The sequence below is a fragment of the Kitasatospora sp. NPDC004289 genome (genome assembly GCF_053602875.1).
Genome location: NZ_JBSGEL010000122.1, coordinates 1 through 14,013, shown reverse-complemented (window position 1 = coordinate 14,013; position 14,013 = coordinate 1). Strand labels below are relative to the sequence as shown.

Genomic DNA, 14,013 nt, shown 5'->3' with positions numbered 1-14,013 from the left:
ATCACCCTCACCGTCGGCGACTTCGGCACCTTCGGCTACCAGGAAGCAGGGCTCTACCAGGAGCCGTGCTCCGCGCGGCGAGCCGGTCGAGCAGGCGGGTGCGGTGCCCGTCGTCGGTGGCCAGGGAGAGGGCGGTCCAGGCCATCGCCAGGCCGCCGTCCAGGACCGCGCGGTCGGCGCCGTCGCCGGTCCCGTACCGGGTGAAGTCGGGGTGGTGCATGATCGTGTCGCCGGTGCCGTAGCCGATCATCGGGTGGATGGTCGGCACCAGGTGGGAGACGTTGCCCATGTCGGTGGAGCCCGCCCGGATGCCGGGCGCGGCGGGGGCCGCCGTACGGCCGAGCAGCGCGGCGGCCTCGGTGTAGAGCCCGCACATCGCGGCGTCCTGGCGCAGGTCGGCGTAGTCGTGCCCGACACCGCGCAGGTCGAGCTCCGCCCCGGTGGCCAGCGCCCCGGCCTCGAAGCAGGCCCGGACCGCGCGCTGGACCTCCCGGAGGTCCTCCGCGGTCGCGGCCCGGCAGTCGTACGAGGCGGTGGCCAGGGCGGGGATGACGTTCGCGGCCTCGCCCGCCGAGGTGACCACGCCGTGCACCACGCCGCCCGGCACCATCTGCTGGCGCTGCAGTCCGATCGCGACCTGGGCCAGCGTCATGGCGTCGGCCGCGTTGACGCCCCGGTGCGGCATCGCCGCGGCGTGCGCGGGGCGCCCGGTGTAGCGCACCTGCCAGCTGCTGATCGCCAGCGAGGTCATCCCGACGCCGTCCTCGGGGGCGGCGTGCACCATCATCGCGGCGGCCACGTCGTCGAAGGCGCCGCCGTTCAGCAGGTCGACCTTCCCGCCGCCGGACTCCTCCGCCGGGGTGCCCAGCAGCTTCACGGTGACGCCGATCTCGTCGGCCACCGCGGCCAGCGCCAGCGCCGCCGCCACCGAGGCGGCGCCGTTCACGTTGTGACCGCAGGCGTGGCCGATCCCGGGGAGGGCGTCGTACTCCGCGCAGATGCCGATCACCAGGTCGCCGCGGCCCGCCGTGGCGGTGAAGGCGGTCGGCAGGCCGCACACCCCGCGGTCCACCTCGAAGCCGGAGGCCTCCATCAGGTCGGCGATCTTCGCTGCCGACCGGTGCTCCTCGTAGGCGAGTTCGGGCTCGGCGTGCAGGCTGTGGCTCAGCGCCAGCACGTCGTCCTGACGGGCGGTCAGCCTGGTCCGGGTGCGCGAGCGGAGGGTGGCCGGCTCGGTGGTCATGGGGACTCCTGGAGGTCGGGAGGGGCGGAGGGGCGCGGGGTCAGCGCCGGTCGGCGGCGGGCTGCCGGTACAGCAGCGCCAGCAGGGCGCCCGCGCCCGCGACGGCGGCCGACAGCCACCAGGCCGTGGTGTAGGCGGACAGCGCCGGCAGGACCTGCCCGGCGGCGGTGCGGGCGGCGAACACCGAGAGGACGACGGCCGCCCCGAGCGAACCGCCGACGTTGATCAGCAGCTCGTTGATGCCCGAGCCGACCGAGGTGCGGTCCTGCGGGACCGACTCCACCGCGAGGGCCCGGGTCGACTGCTGGAGGAAGCCCGTGCCGATCCCGGAGACGGCGCTGAGCAGCAGGAAGAGCGGGAGCGAGTCGTGCCGCAGCGCCAGCGCGCCGTACCCGGCGGCCATCAGCAGCGAGCCGAGCACCAGGGCACCCCGGTCGGAGACGGCCCGGGCGACCGCGGGCGCGGCCAGCGCACCGGCCGCGATCGCCAGCATCCCGGGCAGCGAGGCCGCGGCGACCCCGAGCGGGTCCAGGCCCATCCCGTAGCCGTTCTCGGCGGCGTCGGTGCCGAGGAAGACCGCGTTGGCGACCTGGAGACCGATCATGCAGAAGGAGAAGGCCACGGTGACCAGCGAGACCACGGTGACCCCGCGCCGGGCGAACATCCGCACGTCGATCATCGGCTCGGCCGTCCGGCGCTCCACCGCCGTCCACACCACCAGCAGTGCTGCGCCGCCCAGCAGGCAGCCGAGGGTCCGCCCCGATCCCCAGGCCCAGCCCGGCATGCCGCCCTGGCCGAGCCCCAGCATCACCGCCACCATGCCCGCGCTCAACAGCGCCCCGCCGGCCCAGTCCACCCGTCCGCCGGGCCGGTGCCCGCTCTCCGGCAGCAGCGGCCAGGTGACCAGCAGGGCCAAGGACACCGCCACCGCGGGGAGCCAGAGCGCCGCCGTCGGGCTGTCGACGTGACGGGCGATCAGACCGCTGGCCAGCAGGCCGACCGAGAGGCCGCCGACCAGCGCGGTGACCATCAGGCTGACGCCCCGCCGGCTCTCGGCCGCCGTGCCGCGCCCGCGCAGGATCCCCATCAGCAGCGGGAAGAAGCCCGCGAACGCCCCCTGGAGCACCTGGCCGGCCAGCAGCACGCCGAAGGACCGGCCCGCGCCGACCATGAGCGAACCCGCCAGCACGATCCCGAGGTTCCAGCGCAGCACCCGCCGGTGGCCGTGCAGATCGCCCAGCCGGGACAGGACGGGGGTGAAGGCGACGCTGGCCAGCAGGTTCGCGATGCTCAGCCAGTTCAGCTGGGCCGCCGTCACGTGCAGCACGGAGGTCAGCGACCTGAGCACCGGGGAGAGGAACCCCTGGGTGATGCCGCTGGTCAGCTCGACGACGGCCACGCCGGCCAGGACGGCCGGGAGGGTCAGGGCTCTGGCCGCTCTCCCGGCCGGTGCGGTGGTCTCGGTCATCTGCGGGACACCTGTTCTCGAGAGGCGGCCGAGGGCCGCCGGTGGGGGGTGGCGGAAACAGGCTGTCAATGTGGACCCGGGGCGGAATACCGGGCAAGATCTGGACCGGAGGTCGGGTGGAAGCGGCATCTCGGGGCGGCCGGGTGCGGGAATCCGGCATTCGCAGGGTCGACGGTGCCGTGGTCCGGCGCCCGGCGCGGAGCAGGAGGAGCCATGGACCGCACCCTGCCGGGAGAGGAGCTCCCGGACCCCACCGACCTGGCGATCCTGCGGCTGCTGCGCCGCAGCCCCAGGGCACCGCTGGCCGAGGTCGCGGCGGCCCTCGGCATCCACGAACGGACCGTCGCCCGCAGGCTCGACCGCCTCACCTCCAGCGGGCGGGTGCGCTTCACCGCGCTCCTCATCCGCGATTTCCTCGGGGACGCGCTGGTCGCCGAACTGGCGGTGCGCTGCGCACCGGACCGGCTCCACGACACCGCGCTGGCCCTGGCCCGCCGCCCGGACACCAACTCGGTGGAGGTCGCCACCGGCGCCCCGGACGTCTACGTCGAACTCACCGTCCCCGACCGGCGCCGGCTGCTGGAGGCGGTCACCTCGATCGGGCGCCTGGACGGCGTCACCGGCGTGCACTCCGAGGTCCTGGTCCGCCTGCTGCTCACCGCCAACGACTGGGCACCGTTCGACGACGAGCCCACCGAGCCGCGGCGGGCGGTCAGCGAAGGCCGCCCGCTGCCCGAGCCGATCGCGGTGGACGAGCTGGACGAGCAGCTGGTGGCCCTGCTGCAGGACGACGCCCGGATGTCGATGACCCGGCTGGCCCGCGAGCTCCGGGTCGGCGAGACCACCGCGCGGCGCCGGCTGGCCCGGCTGATGGGCTCCCACGTGCTGCACCTGCGGCTTCACGCCGAGCCGGAGGTGCTCGGCTTCCCGGTCGAGTGCCGGTTCCGGCTGGCCGCCCCGCCCGCCGAGCGCGACGCGGTCCTGCGCGCCCTCGGCCGGGAGCCGGCGGTCCGTCACCTGGCCCTGACCACCGGCGCGCACAGCCTGCTCGGCTACTCCAGCCACCGCACCATGGCCGAGCTGGACGCCTTCTCCACCCGGGCGTTCACCGGCACCACGCATCCGGTCGACACCGCCCTGCTGCTGCGCAGCTACAAGCGTGCCGGGCGGACGGCCGGGCCGGGAGGCTGACGTGCGTACGTACGGTTGCGGCTGACAGGCCGTCAACCCACGGCGCGTGCCGAGCCGTCGCCCCTGCACGGGGATGGCGTGCTCCGGTCACGGCTGCCTAAACTCGGTGATCGTCCGTCCGAGGAGCAGTCCGAACGAGCCCAGGAGTCCCGCATGCCGACGGCCCCCCAGCCCAGCATCAGCACCGGCCCCACGGAGAGCCCGCTGCTGGAGGTCACCATCGGGGAGGCCCTCGACCGCACGCTCCGGGCCCACCCCGACCGCGAGGCGCTGGTGGACGTGCCGAGCGGGCGCCGCTGGACGTACCGTCAACTCGCCGACGAGGTGGACCGGGTGGCGCTCGGGCTGCTCGGGCTCGGGGTGCTGCCCGGCGACCGGGTCGGGATCTGGGCGCCCAACTGTCCGGAGTGGGTGTTCACCCAGTACGCCACGGCCCGGATCGGCGCGGTGCTGGTGACGGTCAACCCCGGCTACCGCAGCCACGAACTCGAGTACGTGCTCCGCCAGTCGGGCATCCGTACCGTGGTCGCCGCGCCCTCGTTCAAGACCTCCGACTACACGGCCATGCTGACTGCGGCCCGCCCGGCCTGCCCCGAGCTGAAGGACGTCGTGCTGATCGGCACGGACGGCTGGCGGGAGCTGGTCGGCACCGACCCGGCGGACCGCGACAACCGCGCCCGCTTGGCAGCGGTGGCGGCCGGCCTGGCCGCCGGGCAGCCGATCAACGTCCAGTACACCTCGGGCACCACCGGCTTCCCGAAGGGCGCCACGCTCTCGCACCGCAACATCCTGAACAACGGTCACTTCGTCGGTGAGCTCTGCGGCTACACCGAGCAGGACCGGATCTGCGTTCCCGTACCATATTATCATTGTTTTGGCATGGTCATGGGCAATCTTGCAGCCCTCACCCACGGGGCCTGCGTGGTCATCCCGGCCCCCGGTTTCGAGCCGGCCGCGACCCTGCGCGCGGTCGCAGCCGAGCGCTGCACCTCGCTGTACGGCGTGCCGACCATGTTCATCGCCGAGCTCAACGACCCCACCTTCGAGGAGCACGACCTGAGCAGCCTGCGCACCGGCATCATGGCGGGCTCGCCCTGCCCGGTCGAGGTGATGAAGCAGGTGGTCGAGCGGATGGGCATGCGCGACGTCTCGATCTGCTACGGCATGACCGAGACCTCTCCGGTCTCCACCCAGACCCGCCTGGACGACACGCTGGAGCGCCGGGTCTCCACCGTCGGCCGGGTCGGGCCGCACCTGACGGTCAAGGTGGTCGATCCGCTCACCGGCGAGACCGTCCCGCGCGGCACCCACGGCGAACTCCGCACCCGCGGCTACTCGGTGATGCTCGGTTACTGGAACGACCCCGAGCGCACCGCCGAGGCGGTGGACGCCGAGGGCTGGATGCGCACCGGGGACCTGGCGGTGATGGACGAGGAGGGCTACCTCAACATCACCGGCCGGATCAAGGACATGGTCATCCGGGGCGGCGAGAACCTCTACCCGCGCGAGATCGAGGAGTTCCTGCACACCCACCCCGACGTCCTGGACGCCCAGGTGATCGGGGTGCCGGACGCCAAGTACGGCGAGGAGCTGATGGCCTGGGTCAAACTCCGCCCCGGCGCGCCCGAGTTGACCCCCGAGGCGCTGCGGGCCTACTGCGAGGGCCGGATCGCCCGGCACAAGGTCCCGCGCTACGTCCACCTGGTGGAGGAGTACCCGATGACCGTCACCGGCAAGATCCGCAAGGTGGAGATGCGGGAGGAGGCGATCGAGCTGCTCGGCCTGCACCGGGAGGCCGGCGCCGAGCACGCCTGAGGGCGGTCCCCGTCCGGGTGCGCGGCGGTGCCCGGTTAGGGTGATCCACGTGCGTGTACTGCTGGTGGAGGATGACGAGCCGGTCGCCCAGTCGCTTCGGCGGGGCCTGCTGCGCTACGGGTTCGAGGTGGAGTGGGTCGCGACCGGCCAGGCGGCGCTGACCGTCGCGGAGCCCTACGACCTGGTGCTGCTCGACCTCGGGCTGCCCGACACCGACGGGCTGGACGTGTGCAAGGAGCTGCGGGCCCGGGGCACGGTGCCGATCATCGTGATCAGCGCCCGCAGCGACGAGACCGACCGCGTGGTGGGGCTGGAGCTCGGCGCGGACGACTACGTCTCCAAGCCCTTCGGGGTCCGCGAGGTGATCGCCCGGATCAGGGCGGTGATGCGCCGGGTCCAGCCCCGCCCCGCCAACGGCGCCGAGAGCGGCCCCGACCGGTACGGCAGCCGGCTCACCGTGGACCGCCGGGCGGCGCGGGTGCACCTGGACGGCGCCGAGGTCGCCCTCGCGCCCAAGGAGTACGACCTGCTCGCCTTCCTCACCGAGGAGCCCGGCGCGTTGATGAGCCGTGAGCAGATCATGGAGGCGGTCTGGGACGCCAACTGGTTCGGCCCGACCAAGACCCTGGACGTGCACGTGGCCGCACTGCGCCGCAAGCTCGCCGGAGCGGTGGTGATCGAGGCGGTCCGCGGCGTGGGCTTCCGGCTGGTGGTGGCGGACGGCGCGCCGTGATCCGCCGGCTGATCCTCAGTTACGTGCTGCTGGTGGCGGTCGCGCTGGCCGCCTTCACCGTGCCGGTCGCCTTCACCCTGACGGCTCAGCTACGCGGTGACACCGAGGAGTCGGTGCGCCGCGAGGCCACCACCATGGCGCTGCTGCTCGGCGCGGGGGACCAGCCGGCCAGGCAAGCGCTTTCCCGGCTCGCCGGCGCCTACGCCGAGGAGACCCCGGGCCGGGTGGAGGTGGTGGCCGCCGACGGCGGAGCGGTGGACACCCTGCCCCGCCCGGGGCAGCCGGCCGACGAGGCGCTCCGACGCGCCGTCAGCGAGGGCCGCACCACGGTGGACTGGGGCTCCCGGCTGGTCTGGGGCCCCGAACTGGTCGTCACCGTCCCGGCCCGGGCGCCGGACGGCGGTGCGGTCGCCGGTGCGGTGCGGATCCGCTACGCCACCGCCGACCTCACCGACCGGCTCTGGCGGATCTGGGGCTTCCGCGCGGTCCTCGCCGTCGGTGTCCTGGCCGTCGCCGCCGGGCTCGGTGCCATCGTGGCCCGCCTGCTCACCCGCCCGCTGCGCCAACTCAACGAGATGGCCAGCCGGTTCGGTGCCGGTGACCTGACCGCCCGCTCCCCGGTCACCGGACCGCAGGAGACCAGGACGCTCGCCCTGACCCTCAACCAGGGCGCCGAGCGGCTGGACACCCTGGTCGCCTCCCAGCGCATCTTCGTCGCCGACGCCTCCCACCAGCTGCGCACCCCGCTCACCGCGCTGCGCCTGTCGCTGGACAACATCGCCGACGGCGTGGACGACGAGTTCGTCCGGGAGGACGTGGAGCAGGCCACCGCCGAGGTGGTCCGGATGAGCCGACTGGTCAGCGGCCTGCTGGTGCTGGCCAGGGCGGAGGCCAAGGTCTCCGCCCCGGAGCCTCTGGTGCTGCGGGAGTTGGTGGCCGAGCGGCTGGCGGTCTGGCGCCCGGCGGCGGAGGAGCGCGGGGTGACCATCGCGCTGTCGGGGGACGCGGACGACCTGCCGCGCGTGCTGGCCGGGCCCGGCAACCTCGACCAGGTGCTGGACAACGTGCTCTCCAACGCCCTGGAGGTGTCCCCGGACGGCTCCACCATCACGGTGCGCCTCACCGCGCGCCCGGGCGACCAGGTGCTGCTGGACGTGCTCGACCAGGGCCCGGGCATGTCCGAGGCCGAACGCTCCCGGGCCTTCGACCGCTTCTGGCGCGGCCAGGGCCTCACCGGCCGCACCGGCTCCGGCCTGGGGCTGGCCATCGTGCGCCAACTGGTCACCGACGACGGCGGAACCGCCACCCTGGCGGAGGCCCCGGGCGGCGGCCTCCGGGTCCGGATCGGGCTTAGGACCGAGCCCCGGACGGGACGTTGACGAAGGGTGCCCGGGTGCCGGAAGGGCGTCGTCGCGGCGGTCGTGGGGCCCTCTTGACCCGCCGTTGACCTGCGCTTTGACGAGTTGGCACGGCCGGCGCCCCGATCGCCCGTCAGGGCTTGACGGTGGCGCGGCACAGGTCTATACCAGTGGGCAGTCACGTCAACTTCGGCCTGGTACCCGACCGTTGACCCGGCCGCGCGCCCCCACATCCGCGCGTCCGGGCCGATGTCCTCGCCGCCTCCTGGAGAGGTCTCCGATGGAACGCGTACTACCCCCACACGCCCCCGCACCCGCACCCGCCCGCCGGCCCCGCCGCGTCCTCGCCGTCGCCCTGTCGGTCTTCGGACTGCTGGCCGGCGCGGCCACCGCGGTCACCACGACCGGCACGGCGAACGCCGCCGCCGGGATCGGCTCCAACTGGTACGCCTCCGCGCCGTACCTGATGCCCGAGGACAACAGCCCGCCGAACGCCGCCGCGGTGATGGACGCGACCGGCCAGAAGGCGTTCCAGCTGGCCTTCATCCTGGCCCAGGGCAGCAGTTGCAGCCCCGCCTGGGGCGGCACGTCCTCGATCGACACGGACACCACCATGCCCGCCGTGATCCAGACCATCCGCAACAAGGGCGGTGACGTCTCGGTCTCGGTCGGCGGCTACGGCGGCACCAAGCTCGGCCAGACCTGCGGCACCCCGGAGGCGACCGCCGCCGCCTACCAGAAGGTGGTGACCAAGTACGGCCTCAAGGCCATCGACTTCGACCTGGAGGAGCCGGAGTACGAGAACACCGCCGCCATCCACAACGAGATCGGTGCGGCCCGGATCCTGCAGCAGAACAACCCGGGCATCTACATCTCCATCACCACGGCCGGGACCAACGCCGGCACGGGCTGGTTCGGCACCCAGATGCTGCTGGAGGCGAAGTCGCAGGGCTTCACGCCCGACAACTACTCGATCATGCCGTTCGACGGCGGCTTCAACGGCGCGGCGGCGCAGACCGACGCGCTGGTGAAGTTCAACGGCATCCTGCAGTCCACCTTCGGCTGGAGCGAGGCGACGGCGTACGCGCACGAGGGCGTGTCGCTGATGAACGGCCGCACCGACGCCGCCGAGTACTTCCGGCAGGCCGACTTCCAGACGGTGCTGGACTTCGCGACCGCGCACCGGCTGGCCCGCTACACCTACTGGTCCGTCAACCGCGACCGCCAGTGCCCGGGCACGGTGGACCCGGGCCTGTCCGGCGCCTGTTCGAGCGTGGTGCAGAACGACTGGGACTTCACCAAGTTCACCGTGAAGTTCGCCGGGGCGACCCCGCCCACCAGCACGCCGAGCCCGTCGCCGAGCAGCAGCGGCAGCCCCAGTCCGAGCCCGTCCGGCGGCAGTTGCACGGCCGCGCCGAGCTGGAGCGCGACCACCACCTACGCCACCGCCGGCACCAAGGTCTCCTGGAAGGGCCACTACTGGACCAACAAGTGGTGGACCCTGAACGAGGACCCGACGCTCAGCGGCCAGTGGGGGGTGTGGGCGGACAACGGCGCCTGCTGACCGCGCGGTGCCGCCGTCCCGTAGAGGCCGTAGGGATCGGCGACGGCCGGTGTGGCGGTCATCAGGCCGATGCCTCCGAAGGCCATGAGCAGGGCGGTGGTTGAGCGGAGGGCACGACGAAGACGCACGGGGACTCCTCGGGGGACGAGTGCTCGGCGCCGGGGGAGGAAGCACCCCGGCGGACAGGAGCCTAGGGAGTGGGAGCGGAGCCGAAACGGTTCAGCACTCCGCGACACTCCGGTGGAATCCCCGTGCGTCAGGCGGCCGTCAGCCCTCGGCCGGGAGGACCGAGGAGTGGTGGTTGACGATGAGCCACTTGCCGCCGCGCTTCTCGTACTCGTAGGAGTAACGCGCCTCGACGGGCTTGGTCACGCCGGTCTTCGGGTCGGTGAGGTGGAAGCGGTAGACGCCGGCGTCGAGCGCCGAGTCCTTGTCCAGGACGTTGATCACCGAGCGGATCTTCTCGCCGCGCGGCTTCTTCTGCAGGAAGTGCTCGAAGTAGTCGGTGATCTCGGCGCGGTTGGTGCGGATCTGCGGGGAGGCGGTGGGCAGCAGCACCGCGTCCTTGGCGTAGCGGTCGGCCACCTTGGCCGGGTCCCCGGTCTGCAGGGCGGCGTTCCACTGGTCGAAGAGGGCGGCTATCTCGCGCTCGGTGACCCTGCCGCGCTTGTCGTCACCGGCCTGGGCGACCCCGGCGGTGACGGTGCCGGCCGCGGCGACCGCGACGGCGGCGGCGATGGCGATCTTGACGCGGGCGGGGCGTCCACCGGTCGTGCGCTGACGCTTCATCGTTGCTCCTGCTCTGCTCGGTTGCGAGTGGCTCCACCCTCTCGATCGGCGGGCAAGCGCTGGTACAGGAGAGGTGCAGGGGAGCGGAAGGGGGCGGACAAGCTTGCGGACAGATGGGGAAAATGGCCAGACAACCGGCTCTGTCGGGCAGGACAACTCGGTGCGTTGGCATGCGTTTGCCAGGTGTACCGCGGGCAGCCATCAGAGGTCCGCCGGGCGGTACCCGAGGAACGTTTTCCTGGTGGCCGCCAGTCCTCCGCCCCCTCACCCTCCCGAGGTCACAGCCACCCATGACCAACATCGATCGCCGCCGGTTCCTCCAACTCGCCGGTGGCACCGCCGCGTTGACCATGCTCTCGGACTCCATCGCCCGGGCCGCCGCGATCCCCGCGCAGGGCAGCACCGGCTCCATCCAGGACGTCGAGCACATCGTCGTCCTGATGCAGGAGAACCGTTCCTTCGACCACTACTTCGGCGCCATGAAGGGCGTCCGCGGCTTCGGTGACCCGCGCCCGGTCACCCTGCCCAGCGGGAAGTCGGTCTGGAACCAGTCCAGCGGCGGCAAGGTCACCCTGCCGTTCCGGCCCAACTCCGCCAAGCTCGGCATGGAGTACCTCCAGGGCCTCAACCACGACTGGGCCGGTGGCCAGTCGGCCTTCAACAAGGGCAAGTACGACAACTGGATCCCGGCCAAGACCGCCGCCACGATGGCCTACCTGACCCGGCAGGACATCCCGTTCCACTACGCGCTGGCCGACGCCTTCACCATCTGCGACGCCTACCACTGCTCGCTGATCGGCTCCACCGACCCCAACCGCTACTACCTCTGGAGCGGTTACACCGGCAACGACGGCACCGGCGGCGGCCCGGTCATCAACAACGCCGAGGCGGGCTACGGCTGGACCACCTACCCCGAGCGCCTGGAGGCGGCCGGGGTCTCCTGGAGGGTCTACCAGGACATCGGCGACGGCCTGAACGCGGCCGGCTCCTGGGGCTGGATCAGCGACGCCTTCCGCGGCAACTACGGCGACAACTCGCTGCTGTACTTCAACAGCTACCGCAACGCCCAGCCCGGCAGCCCGCTCTACGAGAAGGCCCGCACCGGCACCAACGCCAAGGCCGGCGAGGGCTACTTCGACAGGCTGCGCGCCGACGTCCAGGCCGGCACCCTGCCCAAGGTGTCCTGGATCGCCGCCCCCGAGGCCTTCTCGGAGCACGCCAACTGGCCCGCCAACTACGGTGCCTGGTACGTCTCCCAGGTGCTGGACGCGCTCACCTCCAACCCGGACGTGTGGGCCCGCACCGCGCTCTTCATCACCTACGACGAGAACGACGGCTTCTTCGACCACGTGGTGCCGCCGTACGCGCCGTCCGGCGCCTCGCAGGGCCTGTCCACCGTGTCCACCACGCTGGACTACTTCCCGGGCAAGACCGGCTACGTGGCCGGCCCCTACGGCCTCGGCCCCCGGGTGCCGATGATCGTGGTCTCGCCCTGGAGCACCGGCGGCTACAGCTGCTCGGAGACCTTCGACCACACCTCGGTGATCCGCTTCATCGAGAAGCGCTTCGGGGTGACCGAGCCGAACATCTCGCCCTGGCGCCGCGCGATCTGCGGTGACCTCACCTCGGCGTTCGACTTCGCCCGCACCGGCACCGCGGCCGCCCTGCCGTCCACGGCCGGCTACTACCCGCCGGACAAGAACCGGCACAGCGACTTCCTCGCGGTCGCGCCGACGGTCGGCACCATGCCGCGTCAGGAGCCCGGCTCCAAGCCCACCCGCCCGCTCAAGTACGCCCCGTACGTGGACGGTTCGGCCGACGTGGCCGGCGGCAAGTTCAGGCTGACCTTCAGCGGCGGGCCGTCGGCCGGCGCGCAGTTCTACGTGACCTCGGCCAACCGGACCGACGCCCCGTGGACCTACACCGCCGAGGCCGGCAAGTCGATCGCCGACACCTGGAACACCACCTACTCCAAGGGCGTCACCGACCTCACCGTGCACGGGCCGAACGGCTTCCTGCGCCGCTTCCGCAACCCGGGCAAGACGGCCGGCCCCGAGGTGACGGCCCGTCACAACGCGGCCACCGGCCAGCTCGACCTGACCTGCACCAACGCCGGCGCCTCCGCCGTCCTGACGGTGGTGAACGCCTACGGCAACACCACCCGCACGGTCACGGTGGCCACCGGTGCCACGGTCACCCTCTCGCTGGACCTGACCGCCGGGAACCGCTGGTACGACGTCACGGTCACGGCCGGCACCACGGCCGACTTCGTCCGCCGCTTCGCGGGCGTGGTGGAGACCGGTGCCCCGGGCACCTCGGACCCGGGCATCCTCACCAACTGAGCGGCGCGGCAGCTCAGTCGGTCCGCTCGCCCGTCCAGTCGACGACGGGCGGGCGGACCGCCGCGCAGAGCGGGTGGCCGCGGCCGTCGGTAAGGCCGAGGCGGCCGGTCAGCCGACCGGTGGCCAGGGCGGCCCCGAGCACCTCGGGCGGCACGCCGTCCAGCATCAGCTTGGCCCGGCGGAACAGCTCCCGGCCGCCGTCGGGGGTCACGCCCGTCCAGGTCAGGTAGAGGAAGCGGGCACCGGGGCGGCCCTGCACGTACGGGCCGGTGAGGTCGCCCGCGCCCTTCACGGTGCACTCCGCCGTCCACCGGGCGGAGGCGGCGTCCCCCGGCACCGGGTCGAGCAACTCGTCGGCCCGGCCCTTGCGCTGCAGGCCCACCACGACCTCCCGGTAGCCGGGGAAGCCCGGCCCGGGCGGGCAGTCGCGGCCGGGCAGGTCGTGCGCCTCGATGCGGATCTCGATCCGGTTCTCCATGCGCGCCATTGTGCCGCCGGGGTCCGTCAACGGACCGGATCCCGGCGGCACTTCGGCCGTGCGTGTCAGTGCATCGGGACGGCGACCACGTCGTAGTCGGTGTCCGGGGTGGGCTCGGTGTCGAAGCGGGCGTTCGGCAGGTAGAGCCGGCCGCCGAAGGCCGCCACCGTGGCGGGGACCCGCAGGCGCGGGTCGGTGATCCGGCGGGTGACGGTGCCCCGGCGGCCGGAGGCGTCGAGGCGGACGACGGTGACCTCGTTGGCCTGGTTGCGCACCACGTAGAGGTCGCGGCCGCTCCGCAGCAGCCCGTCGCCGTAGGGCAGGGACGCGCCGCCGAGGTCCACCTTGGTGGTGGCGCCGGTGGCCGGGTCGATCCGCTGGAGGACGCCGGTGGTCATGTTGACCACCAGCAGCGCGCAGCCGTCCGGGGTGGTCTCGATGCCGTTGGAGTTGATCTCGTCCGGGACGTGGTCGACATCGCCGGTGAGCCGGCGGCGGATCACCCGGTCCTGGTGGGGCAGCCGTCCGCCCGGGCCGAGCGGCAGGCCGTAGAGGACCGGCTGGAGCGACTCGGTGATCCAGACGGTGTCCCGGGTGAGCACCACGTCGTTGACGAAGGTGTTCGCCGGGTCGGTGCCGAGCTGGTAGGAGGCCAGCACCGTGCCGGTCCGGGTGTCGAGCACCCGGGCGTCGCCGCCCCAGGCGCCGGCGGTGAACAGGCGGCCGCGGTCGTCGGCCTTCATGCCGAGCGAGGGCGTCCCGGCGGCCGGGCCCGGGTAGAGCAACTCACCCTTGCCGGTGGCGAGTTCGTAGCGCAGCACCCGGCCGTCGGCGAGCGAGCCGAAATAGGCACGGCCCCGTGCGTCGATGGCGATGCCCTCGGGCCGGAAGCCGTTGGGCAGCGCGAAGCCGGTCGGCCACCGGCCCGCGCCGGCGACGGCCGGGGCCGACATCAGCAGGCCGAAGACGATCCAGCTGGTCCGCTCGGTGGCGACGTAGAGCATCACCACGAAGAGGCCGAAGAAGAGGAAG

11 protein-coding genes are annotated in these 14,013 nt (G+C 72.9%); 6 read left to right on the top strand and 5 right to left on the bottom strand.

Annotated elements, in window-relative coordinates:
* Window positions 1-7: 7 nt before the first annotated feature.
* Window positions 8-1,243 (bottom strand): amidohydrolase, encoded by a 1,236-nt coding sequence (locus ACWEPF_RS38340; protein WP_452176291.1) that lies wholly within the window; start codon window positions 1,241-1,243, stop codon window positions 8-10.
* A gap of 40 nt (window positions 1,244-1,283) precedes the next feature.
* Window positions 1,284-2,711: an MFS transporter gene (locus ACWEPF_RS38335; RefSeq protein WP_452176290.1), complete on the bottom strand. Its 1,428-nt coding sequence runs from the start codon at window positions 2,709-2,711 to the stop codon at window positions 1,284-1,286.
* A gap of 213 nt (window positions 2,712-2,924) precedes the next feature.
* On the opposite strand from ACWEPF_RS38335, the gene ACWEPF_RS38330 reads away from it, so the two are divergent.
* The 5 genes from ACWEPF_RS38330 (at window position 2,925) to ACWEPF_RS38310 (ending at window position 9,372) form a co-directional block, all read left to right on the top strand.
* Entirely contained in the window at window positions 2,925-3,902 is a 978-nt protein-coding gene (locus ACWEPF_RS38330) for an Lrp/AsnC family transcriptional regulator (RefSeq protein WP_452176289.1), read from the top strand.
* A gap of 153 nt (window positions 3,903-4,055) precedes the next feature.
* Window positions 4,056-5,717: an AMP-binding protein gene (locus ACWEPF_RS38325; protein ID WP_452176288.1), complete on the top strand. Its 1,662-nt coding sequence runs from the start codon at window positions 4,056-4,058 to the stop codon at window positions 5,715-5,717.
* Between the two features lie 49 nt (window positions 5,718-5,766).
* Window positions 5,767-6,450 (top strand): response regulator transcription factor, encoded by a 684-nt coding sequence (locus ACWEPF_RS38320; protein ID WP_452176287.1) that lies wholly within the window; start codon window positions 5,767-5,769, stop codon window positions 6,448-6,450.
* Window positions 6,447-7,829, top strand: a complete 1,383-nt coding sequence (locus ACWEPF_RS38315; RefSeq protein ID WP_345284755.1) for a sensor histidine kinase — start codon at window positions 6,447-6,449, stop codon at window positions 7,827-7,829. The genes ACWEPF_RS38320 and ACWEPF_RS38315 overlap by 4 nt, the downstream gene beginning before the upstream one ends.
* Window positions 7,830-8,088: 259 nt before the next feature.
* The gene (locus tag ACWEPF_RS38310) at window positions 8,089-9,372 is read left to right on the top strand and encodes a chitinase (protein WP_345284753.1); all 1,284 of its coding nucleotides are present in this window, start codon (window positions 8,089-8,091) and stop codon (window positions 9,370-9,372) included.
* A gap of 267 nt (window positions 9,373-9,639) precedes the next feature.
* Here the strand turns inward: ACWEPF_RS38310 and ACWEPF_RS38305 are convergent, their stop codons facing one another.
* Window positions 9,640-10,161 carry an SgcJ/EcaC family oxidoreductase gene (locus tag ACWEPF_RS38305; protein WP_452176286.1) on the bottom strand — a complete coding sequence of 174 codons (522 nt, stop codon included), beginning with the start codon at window positions 10,159-10,161 and terminating at the stop codon, window positions 9,640-9,642.
* A 290-nt stretch (window positions 10,162-10,451) separates the two neighbouring features.
* On the opposite strand from ACWEPF_RS38305, the gene ACWEPF_RS38300 reads away from it, so the two are divergent.
* Window positions 10,452-12,503 (top strand): phosphocholine-specific phospholipase C, encoded by a 2,052-nt coding sequence (locus ACWEPF_RS38300; protein WP_452176285.1) that lies wholly within the window; start codon window positions 10,452-10,454, stop codon window positions 12,501-12,503.
* A 13-nt stretch (window positions 12,504-12,516) separates the two neighbouring features.
* On the opposite strand, the gene ACWEPF_RS38295 is transcribed toward ACWEPF_RS38300, so the two are convergent.
* Together ACWEPF_RS38295 and ACWEPF_RS38290 are read right to left on the bottom strand one after the other, a co-directional pair.
* Window positions 12,517-12,981 carry a DUF5990 family protein gene (locus ACWEPF_RS38295; protein WP_452176284.1) on the bottom strand — a complete coding sequence of 155 codons (465 nt, stop codon included), beginning with the start codon at window positions 12,979-12,981 and terminating at the stop codon, window positions 12,517-12,519.
* Window positions 12,982-13,046: 65 nt separating this feature from the next.
* Window positions 13,047-14,013 (bottom strand): SMP-30/gluconolactonase/LRE family protein (locus ACWEPF_RS38290; RefSeq protein WP_452176283.1); only part of this gene is annotated, 967 nt, incomplete at its 5' end.

Coding starts and splice junctions, on each gene's coding strand:
- ACWEPF_RS38305 (WP_452176286.1), bottom strand. CDS start 10,161: ATGAAGCGTCAGCGCACGACCGGTGGACGCCCCGCCCGCGTCAAGATC.
- ACWEPF_RS38295 (WP_452176284.1), bottom strand. CDS start 12,981: ATGGAGAACCGGATCGAGATCCGCATCGAGGCGCACGACCTGCCCGGC.
- ACWEPF_RS38325 (WP_452176288.1), top strand. CDS start 4,056: ATGCCGACGGCCCCCCAGCCCAGCATCAGCACCGGCCCCACGGAGAGC.
- ACWEPF_RS38310 (WP_345284753.1), top strand. CDS start 8,089: ATGGAACGCGTACTACCCCCACACGCCCCCGCACCCGCACCCGCCCGC.
- ACWEPF_RS38300 (WP_452176285.1), top strand. CDS start 10,452: ATGACCAACATCGATCGCCGCCGGTTCCTCCAACTCGCCGGTGGCACC.
- ACWEPF_RS38330 (WP_452176289.1), top strand. CDS start 2,925: ATGGACCGCACCCTGCCGGGAGAGGAGCTCCCGGACCCCACCGACCTG.
- ACWEPF_RS38335 (WP_452176290.1), bottom strand. CDS start 2,711: ATGACCGAGACCACCGCACCGGCCGGGAGAGCGGCCAGAGCCCTGACC.
- ACWEPF_RS38340 (WP_452176291.1), bottom strand. CDS start 1,243: ATGACCACCGAGCCGGCCACCCTCCGCTCGCGCACCCGGACCAGGCTG.